This is a genomic window from Aeromonas intestinalis (assembly GCF_054052485.1).
In genome coordinates, this window is sequence record NZ_JBSTYK010000022.1 from 58,523 (window position 1) to 64,620 (window position 6,098).

The following is a 6,098-nucleotide window of genomic DNA, read 5'->3' on the forward strand; positions in this document are numbered from 1 at the left end:
GTCAGTTGGCGACGGTGGCTCAACGACCGGCCTCATGACGAGCCAGGCTCATCCTGCTTGCCAGTGCCTTGAGCGCCTCGTCGGCAAAGATATCTTCCAGATCCCGGGAGAGCTTGCGACGCCAGTTGGGGTACTCATAGCTGGTACCCGGCACGTTCACCGGCTTGTCCATCTCCAGCCAGTCCTCCAGCTGGGTGCTGAACAGGGCACAACTGCCGCGGGACATGTGCAACTGCAGGCCGTGGTTGAGTTCGGTGTTCATGCCGACCCAGTTCACGTCGTGACTGATGTTGCCCGAGATGACCCCGTGGGCGTGCAGGCTGTCGAGGATCCGCTGCTTGGCCTGGTGGCGATCAGCATACAGGGTCTTGAGTACCGCTTCATCCGGGTACAGACCCAGCTCGCGACCCAGCGCCAGATCGTCGCAGTGCCAGAAGCCCTTGAGGGTCGGCATGTCGTGGGTGGTCAGGGCCGACATCGCCTGCTCGGTGTAGTGAGCCGGGGAGATGAAGCCGCCGTCCGCCTTGGAGCGCTCGAAGAAGAACACCTTGTAGGAGTGGACGCCGTTCTCCTTGAGGGTCACATCGATGCCTTCCGGCACGGTGCCGAGATCCTCGCCGATCAGCAGGCACTGATTGCGGTGGGATTCGAGCGCCAGGATCCCCAGCAGGTCGTTGACCGGGTAATAGATGTAGGCTCCCTTGGCGGCGGATTCTCCGGGCGGCACCCACCACAGGCGCAGCAAGGCCATCACGTGGTCGATGCGCAGCGCGCCGCAGGAGCGCATGTTGGCGCGGAACAGATCCACCATGGGCTGATAGGCCGCCTCGAACAGCTGGTTCGGGTTCATGGGGGGCAGGCCCCAGTTCTGACCGAGCGGGCCCAGGATGTCGGGCGGCGCACCGACCGAGGCTTTCGGGCAGTAGAGATCCCGGTTCGCCCAGATCTCGGTGGAGCCTTCGGAGACACCCACCGCCAGATCCCGGTAGATCCCCATCACCATGCCGGCCGCCTTGGCGCGGGCGTCTGCTTGCGCAAGCTGTTCGTCGGCCAGGAATTGCAGATAGAGGTAGAAGCTGACATCGGCCTGATGCTCGGCGGTCCAGTTCGCCACCTCGGGATTGTGATAGTCGCGGAAGGCATCCGGCCAGACCGGCCAGCCCCAGGCATTGTCACCCTGGTCGTAGAAGTGGGCCTGCAGGGCATCGAACACCGCCTGCTGTTGCAGGCTGTCACCACCGGCCGCCACGAAGGCATCGAAGCTGGCCTGGCGCTCGGCGGTCAGTTTCCCCTGATCGAACACCTGGCGCAGCATGCCGATCTTGGTCTGGATGACACCGGTGTAATCGACGTTCTCCTTGGCCCGCAGGGAGGCCAGCAACTGCTGGAATGCAGGAGAGGCAACCTCGGCCTTGAGCCGCTCGTTGGCCAGAAACTCCGGCACCGCCTCCACGTTGATGTAGGCCACGTTGAGCCAGCGGCGGGAGGAGGGGCTGTAAGGACTGGCGCTCTCCGGGTTGGCCGGGTAGAGGGCGTGAATGGGGTTCAGACCGACGAAGTGGGCGCCCCAGGCGGCGGCTTTCTCGACCAGCTGGCCGAGATCGCTGAAATCGCCAATGCCCCAGTTGTGGCGGCTGCGCAGGCAATAGAGCTGCACGCTTGGCCCCCACACCTTCTGGCCATTGGCGATGGGGGCCTGCTTGTAGCAGGACTTGGGGGCGACGATGAGGCGCATGGTGGCGAGCGGCTCGTCGTTGCCCTCCTCCAGCAGCACCAGCTGGTGATAGCCGAGCTCGGGTTGCGCAGCCAGTGCCACCCGATAGGCCTGGCACTCCATCTCCTCGAATTCGGCGACCCCGACCAGCTCCCCGTCGATGGGGGTGATCTGGCCGGACAAAATGGCGCCATGCTCCTGCACCAGTTGCCAGCTGAGGGCATCGTTCACGAACTCCAGGGGCAGGCGCACTTCCAGGCTGATGGGTTCGCCGCTGCGTACCACCATCACGGGATCCAGAGCCCGCAGCCAGTGCTGGCGATGCTCCTCTTCCAGCTGCTCGGTCAGGGCATCCTCGTCATCGACGCGGTAACCCATGGCGCCCAGCATGGCGGCCTTGCTCTCTTCCGATACCTGGGCCGGATTGCCCCAGGCATCAACATACTCACTGGCAATACCTTTGGCGGCAGCCAGCTGTTCAATCAGGGTGGTCATAGTTTGAGAATTCCCGCTGTGGATTCTATCTATATGATTAATTTTTATGGGTGGTACTTGAACAGTGGCTCTATGGGCCATGCTAAACCGCGCACATTTTTACATATCTCCCCGGCTGGATGTGTGACCGGACAGGCACTATTGTTGATCGCTGTGGCGGCAATCGGCTGATGACGGATTCAACAAAAGTTGGTAGCCAGTTACATAAACCGAAAATAAATTTCACAGTTTTTCATGATATAGCGCAATTTCGCGCAGATTGTTGGTTGACTCACGGGGGAGTTCTAGTAAATTTACAAACGGAATTTTCTTTGACTACTGAACAGTTAGGTAACCAATTATGACTATCAAAGTAGGTATTAACGGTTTTGGCCGCATCGGCCGTTTCGTATTCCGTCTGGCCGCCGAGCGCAACGACATCGAAGTTGTTGGTATCAACGACCTGATCGACGTTGACTACATGGCTTACATGCTGAAGTACGACTCCACTCACGGTCGTTTCAATGGCACCGTTGAAGTCAAAGACGGCAACCTGGTTGTCAACGGCAAAACCGTACGTGTTACCGCTGAACGTGACCCGGCAAACCTGAAATGGGGCGACATCGGTGTTGATGTTGTTGCCGAAGCCACCGGTCTGTTCCTGACCGACGAGACCGCTCGCAAGCACATCGCTGCCGGCGCCAAGAAAGTCGTACTGACCGGTCCGTCCAAAGACGCGACCCCGATGTTCGTCATGGGCGTTAACGACGCCACCTACGCTGGCCAGGACATCGTTTCCAACGCTTCCTGCACCACCAACTGCCTGGCCCCCATCGCCAAGGTTCTGAACGATACCTTCGGTATCGAATCCGGCCTGATGACCACCGTTCACGCTACCACTGCTACCCAGAAGACCGTTGATGGTCCATCTGCCAAAGACTGGCGCGGTGGCCGCGGCGCGGCTCAGAACATCATCCCGTCCTCTACCGGTGCTGCCAAGGCCGTTGGCGTGGTTATCCCCGAGCTGAAGGGTCTGCTGACCGGTATGGCCTTCCGCGTTCCGACTCCGGACGTGTCTGTTGTTGACCTGACCGTCAACCTGAAGAAAGCCGCTACCTACGCTGAAATCTGTGAAGCCATGAAGGCTGCCTCCCAAGGTGCCATGAAGGGTGTTCTGGGTTACACCGAAGACGAAGTGGTTTCCACCGACTTCCTGGGTGAGCGTCAGACTTCCGTATTCGACGCCAAGGCTGGTATCCAGCTGAACGACAAGTTCGTTAAAGTTGTATCCTGGTACGACAACGAAATGGGCTACTCCAGCAAGGTTCTGGACCTGATCGCTCACATCTCCAAGTAATTTGGGATGCGCAATCAAGTAGCATGAAAAAGGCGGCCATTGGCCGCCTTTTTGTTGTTTTCAGTTTTCATCATGGCAGGAGCCCACATGCAATCCATTCGTCCCCTGACAGCCCACTGCAAGCTCGCCAACAACGCCACGGGTCTGCCCGTGCTCACCATCAACAACGACAGCGCCCAGGCCGAGATCAGTCTGTTTGGTGCCCATGTGCTGAGTTACCAGCGCCATGGCGAGCCCGCCTCCCTCTGGCTGAGCGACAAGGCCGTGCTCGATGGCAGCAAACCCATTCGTGGCGGCATCCCCCTGTGCTGGCCCTGGTTTGGCCCCTCCCCCGCCCGGGTGGGTCAGGGCAAGCCGGCCCACGGCGTCGCCCGCACCACCCTGTGGACACTGGATGGCGTCTCCGATCACGAGGATGGCACGCTCGTCCATCTCTCGTTGCGTGACAACGAGGCGACGCGCGCCCTGTGGCCCCACGCCTTCGAACTGGAGCTGGACGTGCTGGTGGGCAAGGAGCTCTCCCTGGTGCTGACCACCCGCAACACGGGCAACAGCCCCATCGTCTACAACGCCGCCCTGCACACCTATCTGCAGATAAGCGCGCCAGAGGCCGTCAGCGTCAGCGGGCTGGGTGAGCCCTACCTCGACAAGCTGAGCGGCCAGGATGAGCGGCAACAAGGCATTCTGACCCTCTCAGGGGCCATGGATCGCATCTACCGCCAGCCCGAGTCCGTGGTGCGGCTCAAGGATGGTGCACGCACGACCCAGGTGATCAGTGGCAATCACGACAGCGTCGTGGTCTGGACCCCCTGGCTGGAAGGCGCCAGCGCCATGGCAGACATGAGCGATGATGGCTATCGCACCATGCTCTGCATTGAGGCGGCCATCACCGCCGATGCCGGTGTGACCATAGCACCGGACGAAGAGCACAGCGTCTCTACCGTGATCCTCTGATCCACGACTTGTCTCATGCAGAAGGGGCACCCACTGGGTGCCCCTTTTTTGTATTTCCAGCGACGGATCAGGCGTTGCCTTGCGTCTTCAACTTGAGTTCGGCGGCAAAGTTCAGCATGCGATCCAGCGGGATCAACGCCTTCACCCGCAACGCCTCATCCACCAGGATCTCGTGGCGCTCGGCGCCGTCGGTCAACGCCTCCTTGATTGCCACCAGGCCGTTCATCGCCATCCAGGGGCAATGGGCACAGCTGCGGCAGGTGGCCCCATCCCCACCCGTGGGCGCCTCGACCATCTCCTTGTCCGGACAGGCCTGCTGCATCTTGTAGAAGATGCCGCGATCGGTCGCCACGATGAGTTTGCGCTGTGGCAGCTCTTTGGCTGCCTTGATGAGCTGGCTGGTCGAACCGACCGCATCGGCCAGCTCGATGACGGAGGCGGGGGACTCCGGGTGGACCAGCACGGCGGCATCCGGGTTCTGAGCCTTCAGATCACGCAGGGCCCGCGCCTTGAACTCGTCGTGGACAATGCAGTGGCCCTGCCAGCGCAGCATCTCGGCGCCGGTCTTCTTCTCGATGTAGGCGCCGAGGTGGCGATCCGGGCCCCAGATGATCTTGTGACCCTGGCTGTCCAGGTGCTCCACGATCTCCAGCGCGATGCTGGAGGTCACCACCCAGTCGGCACGAGCCTTCACCGCCGCCGAGGTATTGGCGTAGACCACCACGATATGGTCTGGGTGAGCATCGCAGAAGGCGGAGAACTGCTCGATGGGGCAACCCAGATCGAGGGAGCACTCGGCCTCTAGGGTCGGCATCAGCACCCGCTTGTGGGGGCTCAGGATCTTGGAGGTTTCCCCCATGAAGCGCACCCCTGCCACGATCAGGGTCTGGGCGGCGTGATCCCGGCCGAAGCGGGCCATCTCCAGGGAGTCACCGACGAAGCCGCCGGTGGCTTCTGCCAGCGCCTGGATCTCGGGATCCGTGTAGTAGTGGGCGACCAGCACCGCCTGACGCGTCTCGAGCAGCGCCTTGATCTCGGTGATCAGGGCCGCCTTCTGTTCGGCAGTCAGGGGGGCCGGCTTGACCGGGAAGGGGTAGTCCATCTCGACGGCAGGAGGGACACTGCTCAGTGCATTGCTCATTGCGACTGTTCCATCAACGCTTGGAAAGGCGAAAATTATACCCAGAAGCCGGCCACAAACCCATCAGCAAATCCGGGGCTCGGGCTAAGTCTGCTTCGCCACTGGAAATTATGCTCCCTGCCAGCCCGCTGGAGCGCAGAAACGAAAAAGCCCGCTATGCAGCGGGCTTCTTGCTTTCTTTGACAAGAAAGTGGTGGTCGTTACTGGGCTCGAACCAGTGACCCCCTCCTTGTAAGGGAGGTGCTCTCCCAGCTGAGCTAAACGACCTGGGAATTCAGTGAAATGATGGTGGGTCGTGCTGGATTCGAACCAGCGACCAATTGATTAAAAGTCAACTGCTCTACCGACTGAGCTAACGACCCATCGAAATCATTTTTAAAGCATGGTGGTCGTTACTGGGCTCGAACCAGTGACCCCCTCCTTGTAAGGGAGGTGCTCTCCCAGCTGAGCTAAACGAC

At 60.7% G+C, this 6,098-nt stretch carries 4 protein-coding genes and 2 tRNA genes; 2 read left to right on the forward strand and 4 right to left on the reverse strand.

Annotated elements, in window-relative coordinates; genetic code table 11:
* Positions 1-19: 19 nt before the first annotated feature.
* Positions 20-2,209 carry a 4-alpha-glucanotransferase gene (gene malQ / locus ACW5W7_RS20185; protein ID WP_434664073.1) on the reverse strand — a complete coding sequence of 730 codons (2,190 nt, stop codon included), beginning with the start codon at positions 2,207-2,209 and terminating at the stop codon, positions 20-22.
* Between the two features lie 340 nt (positions 2,210-2,549).
* Between malQ and gap the strand changes: the two genes are divergently transcribed.
* Entirely contained in the window at positions 2,550-3,545 is a 996-nt protein-coding gene (gene gap / locus ACW5W7_RS20190; RefSeq protein WP_100859352.1) for a type I glyceraldehyde-3-phosphate dehydrogenase, read from the forward strand.
* 87 nt (positions 3,546-3,632) lie between these two features.
* Complete coding sequence (locus ACW5W7_RS20195) at positions 3,633-4,499, forward strand: D-hexose-6-phosphate mutarotase (RefSeq protein WP_456502862.1); 867 nt, start codon at positions 3,633-3,635, stop codon at positions 4,497-4,499.
* Between the two features lie 67 nt (positions 4,500-4,566).
* Here the strand turns inward: ACW5W7_RS20195 and nadA are convergent, their stop codons facing one another.
* The 3 genes from nadA to ACW5W7_RS20210 all read right to left on the reverse strand — a co-directional run bounded on the left by nadA (position 4,567) and on the right by ACW5W7_RS20210 (position 6,002).
* Complete coding sequence (nadA, locus tag ACW5W7_RS20200) at positions 4,567-5,640, reverse strand: quinolinate synthase NadA (RefSeq protein WP_349919524.1); 1,074 nt, start codon at positions 5,638-5,640, stop codon at positions 4,567-4,569.
* Positions 5,641-5,831: 191 nt separating this feature from the next.
* A tRNA-Val gene (locus ACW5W7_RS20205) sits at positions 5,832-5,907 on the reverse strand.
* Positions 5,908-5,926: 19 nt separating this feature from the next.
* Positions 5,927-6,002: transfer RNA gene (locus tag ACW5W7_RS20210), tRNA-Lys, on the reverse strand.
* Between the last annotated feature and the right edge of the window lie 96 nt (positions 6,003-6,098).

What these genes read in the sequence shown, in the direction of transcription:
- malQ (WP_434664073.1), bottom strand. Translation starts at nt 2,209, where the DNA reads ATGACCACCCTGATTGAACAGCTGGCTGCCGCCAAAGGTATTGCCAGT.
- gap (WP_100859352.1), top strand. Translation starts at nt 2,550, where the DNA reads ATGACTATCAAAGTAGGTATTAACGGTTTTGGCCGCATCGGCCGTTTC.
- ACW5W7_RS20195 (WP_456502862.1), top strand. Translation starts at nt 3,633, where the DNA reads ATGCAATCCATTCGTCCCCTGACAGCCCACTGCAAGCTCGCCAACAAC.
- nadA (WP_349919524.1), bottom strand. Translation starts at nt 5,640, where the DNA reads ATGAGCAATGCACTGAGCAGTGTCCCTCCTGCCGTCGAGATGGACTAC.